Source organism: Pseudomonas sp. S49, from assembly GCF_009866785.1.
Classification (GTDB): Bacteria; Pseudomonadota; Gammaproteobacteria; order Pseudomonadales; family Pseudomonadaceae; genus Aquipseudomonas.
This window is the reverse complement of sequence record NZ_CP019432.1, coordinates 2,208,027-2,211,576: the sequence shown is the minus strand read 5'-3', so window position 1 is coordinate 2,211,576 and position 3,550 is coordinate 2,208,027. Positions and strand designations below refer to the sequence as shown.

Below are 3,550 nucleotides of genomic sequence, written 5' to 3'. Positions count from 1 at the left end.
TTCTCAGCATCCGGATCAGTAGGCAGGAAGCACAAAGGCACGTCGTCCCTATAAAACGAATGCAGACCGGAAAAATTAGCGAATGAGAAGAACTGTCAGGCGGGAGGCAGAGCGGGGATTTCTCGGGCACCACAAATCAAAGGTGGGAGCGAGCCTGCTCGCGAAAGCGGTATGTCAGGCAATGAAAATGCTGACTGTTGCGACGCTTTCGCGAGCAGGCTCGCTCCCACAGGTTATAAGGTGTTCAGGCAGTCGCGGCCATGGCGTGGCGGCGATGATGCACATCGAGCTGATCCTTGATCACCTTGAGCACTTTGGCTTCATGCTCATGAATAAAGAAGTGCCCGCCGGCGAGCATGTCCACCGAAAAACTGCCGCGGGTTTCCTTGCTCCAGCCGATCAATTGTTCAGTGGTGGCGCGATCAGCCTTGCCGCCAAGCACATGCACCGGGCAGTTGAGCAGCGGTCGCGCCAGCGGCTCGAACTTGCCGCACAGTTGAAAATCCGCGCGCAGGATCGGCAAGGTCAGGCTCATCAGCTCTTCGTTGGCCAGCACTTCCTCGCTGGTGCCATTGAGCGTGCGCAGTTGTTCGATCAACTCGGCGTCGGTCTTGGGCTCGGCAAAGCCGCGATCGTAATCGGCACGCAGGGTCGGCGCCGCCGTGCCGGAAGCGAACAGCGCCACCGGTTCCGGGCAACCCAGCGCACGCAGGGCGTGCGCCATTTCGCAGGCCAGCAACGCGCCCAGGCTGTGGCCGAACAGCGCATAAGGGGCGTTGAGTGTCGGGCGCAATTCCTTGGCCAGCTGCATCGCCAGCCCACGCATGTCGGTGTGCAGCGGCTCACCAAAACGTGCGCCACGTCCCGGCAGCTCAACCGGTTGCAACTGCAACCACTGCGGCAGTTTCGGCCGCCAGCGGCTGTAGACCATGGCACTGGCGCCGGAATACGGCAGGCACAGCAGGGTCAGCTTGGTCACCACGCTTTCCTCGAAAAATTCATCTGTAGAGAGAGACGGATCCCACGCCGGGTAAATTAGTCATCGAACAGTAAATTCCCCCAACAGGCGCTCGTTAACTGTTCAGGCCAAAACCAATAATGAGGGATCACCGTGGACCTGCAGAGCATCCTGGGCAAACTGTTCGCCAATGCCGGCGCCGTCGGCATCGAAGGCGTTTTTCAATTCGTGTTTGGTCCGCAGCAGGCCTACTGGTCCGAGGTCAAGGCCAGCAGCCGCACCGTGCCCGGACGCCACGCCAGCCCGGACGTGACCATTGAAGTCGCCGAGCGCGACTTTCTCGGGATCATGAGCGGCATGGCCAACGTTGAGGAGCTGTTCGCCAGCGGGCGCCTGAAGATCGGCGGCAACATGGGCCTGGCAACGATGCTGCCGCAGATCATCGAACATGCGATGCACGGTGGCGCCGTGGCGGAAAAAGTCGACATGAACAAGCGCTACCCGACCCCGCCACGCTTCAGTGAAAAACTCACCGCCAGCCTGCCGATCCAAAGCAGCATCGAACGCCTTTCCCGCAGTGATCTGTCGGTCGCCGAATTCAAAAGCCGCTACCTGCCCAATGGCATTCCGGTGGTGGTCAGCAATGCGCTGCACGACTGGCCACTGTTCAAGCTCAGCCGTGAAGAATCGCTGGTGCATTTCGCCGAGCTGCAAGGCATCACTCGCCATGGCGACTACGTGAAGAAGACCTTCTCCACCGAACGTGATTTCCGCTCCACGTCGATGGCCGACTTCATCGCCTCGCTGGATCAACCGGCGGTCAAAGGTGCGAATGGCGAACCACCCGCCTACATGGGCAACAACATCCTGCCGGCGCAGTTGATGCAACAGATCAAATACCCGGCCTACTTCGACGCCTCGTTATTCATCCCGCCGCGTATCTGGATCGGGCCGAAAGGCACGTTGACGCCGTTGCATCGTGACGACACCGACAACCTCTTCGCGCAGGTCTGGGGGCAGAAGAAATTCACCCTCGCTGCGCCGCATCATCGTGAAGCCTTGGGCACCTGGTCGACGGCGCCCAAGGGCGGTCTGGATGGTTGTGATTTCAACCCCGATGCGCCGGACTACGAGCGCTTCCCCGCTGCTCGGGACGTGACCTTCCTGCGCGTAACGCTGGAGGCTGGGGATTTGCTGTTTTTGCCGGAGGGCTGGTTCCATCAGGTGGAATCGGTGTCGACTTCACTGTCAGTGAATTTCTGGGTCAACTCGGGACGGGGCTGGTAACACTGCAAATCCTGTGGGAGCGAGCCTGCTCGCGAAAGCTATTTCACATTCAATCTGAATGTTGCCTGACACACCGCTTTCGCGAGCAGGCTCGCTCCCACAATGGTGATTTCATTTCAGATGGCGGTAACTCTGTATCGCCGAGCCCAGCACCACCGCCCCGGCCGCGATCGCCAGCCAGAATCCGCTGCGCGCTCCGAAGGCATCGACCAGCGCGCCGGCGCCAGCAGCACCCACCGCCACGCCGATACTCAAACCGGTCACCAGCCAGGTCAACCCTTCGGTGAGTTTGGCCGCTGGCACAATGCGTTCAATCAACGCCATCGCCACAATCAGCGTCGGCGAGAAGAACAACCCGGCAACGAACACGGCCAGCGACAAGCCAAAAATATTGCTCGCCAGCAACAGCGGTAACGTCGTCACCGCCGTCGCCACGCCGCCGTACAGGAACAACTGCGGCAATGGCAATTTCGAACGCATTGCCCCGAAAGCGATGCCGGCCAGGCACGAGCCGATGGCGTACACGGACAGCACGATGCTCGCCGCCGCCGGTTGCCCCTGTTGTTGGGCAAACGCGACGCTGACCACATCGATGACACCGACGATAACGCCCATGGCGATCATCAGCGCCAGCAGTAACTGAACGTCAGTCGAACCAATGATCGAGCCTTGATGTTCGCACGCATGCGGGTGCACCGGCGGCTCGGTGCTGCGCTGGGCGACGAACGCCGTCACGCCGATCGCCAGCGCCAGCAAAGCCGCCAGCGGCCCGGCCTCGGGAAACACCGCCACGCACAAGCCCACCGACAGCGGCGGACCGACAATAAAGCAGACCTCATCAAGCACCGATTCCAGCGCATACGCGGTCTGTAATTGCGGCTGACCGCGATAGATCTCGGTCCAGCGTGCGCGCACCATCGCCGACATGCTCGGCATGCAACCGGCCAGTGCGGCGCAGATGAACAGCGTCCAGTTCGGCGCCTGTAACCGCGTGCAGAGCAGCAACATCAACAGTGCGCCGCCGCCGATCAACGCCGATACCGGCAGAATCCGCCCTTGACCGAAACGGTCCACCAGCCTTGAAACCTGCGGCGCACAAAACGCCGTGGCGAGGGCAAATGTCGCCGCCACGCCACCAGCCAAAGCGTAGCCACCCTTCAACTGAGAAAGCATGGTGATCACGCCGATGCCGGTCATGGAGATCGGCATGCGCGCGATCATCCCGGCCAGCACAAAACTTCGTGCGCCGGGGGCGTTGAACAATTCGCGGTAGGGGTTTGCCATGGACTGCGGCCTCATCAAGGG

General features: G+C 61.0%; 3 protein-coding genes. 1 reads left to right on the top strand and 2 read right to left on the bottom strand.

Features of this window, described 5'->3' with window-relative positions; translation table 11 throughout:
* Window positions 1-244: 244 nt before the first annotated feature.
* Entirely contained in the window at window positions 245-982 is a 738-nt protein-coding gene (locus PspS49_RS09750; protein WP_160038987.1) for an alpha/beta fold hydrolase, read from the bottom strand.
* A 129-nt stretch (window positions 983-1,111) separates the two neighbouring features.
* On the opposite strand from PspS49_RS09750, the gene PspS49_RS09745 reads away from it, so the two are divergent.
* On the top strand, window positions 1,112-2,245 hold the full coding sequence (locus PspS49_RS09745) for a cupin-like domain-containing protein (protein WP_160038985.1): 1,134 nt from the start codon (window positions 1,112-1,114) through the stop codon (window positions 2,243-2,245).
* Window positions 2,246-2,356: 111 nt separating this feature from the next.
* Here PspS49_RS09745 and PspS49_RS09740 read toward each other — a convergent pair whose 3' ends face one another.
* The gene (locus tag PspS49_RS09740; RefSeq protein ID WP_160038983.1) at window positions 2,357-3,529 is read right to left on the bottom strand and encodes an MFS transporter; all 1,173 of its coding nucleotides are present in this window, start codon (window positions 3,527-3,529) and stop codon (window positions 2,357-2,359) included.
* Window positions 3,530-3,550: the final 21 nt, after the last annotated feature.

Bases quoted from the DNA above. Each gene is read 5' to 3' on its own strand.
- PspS49_RS09740 (WP_160038983.1), bottom strand. From the start codon at position 3,529: ATGGCAAACCCCTACCGCGAATTGTTCAACGCCCCCGGCGCACGAAGT.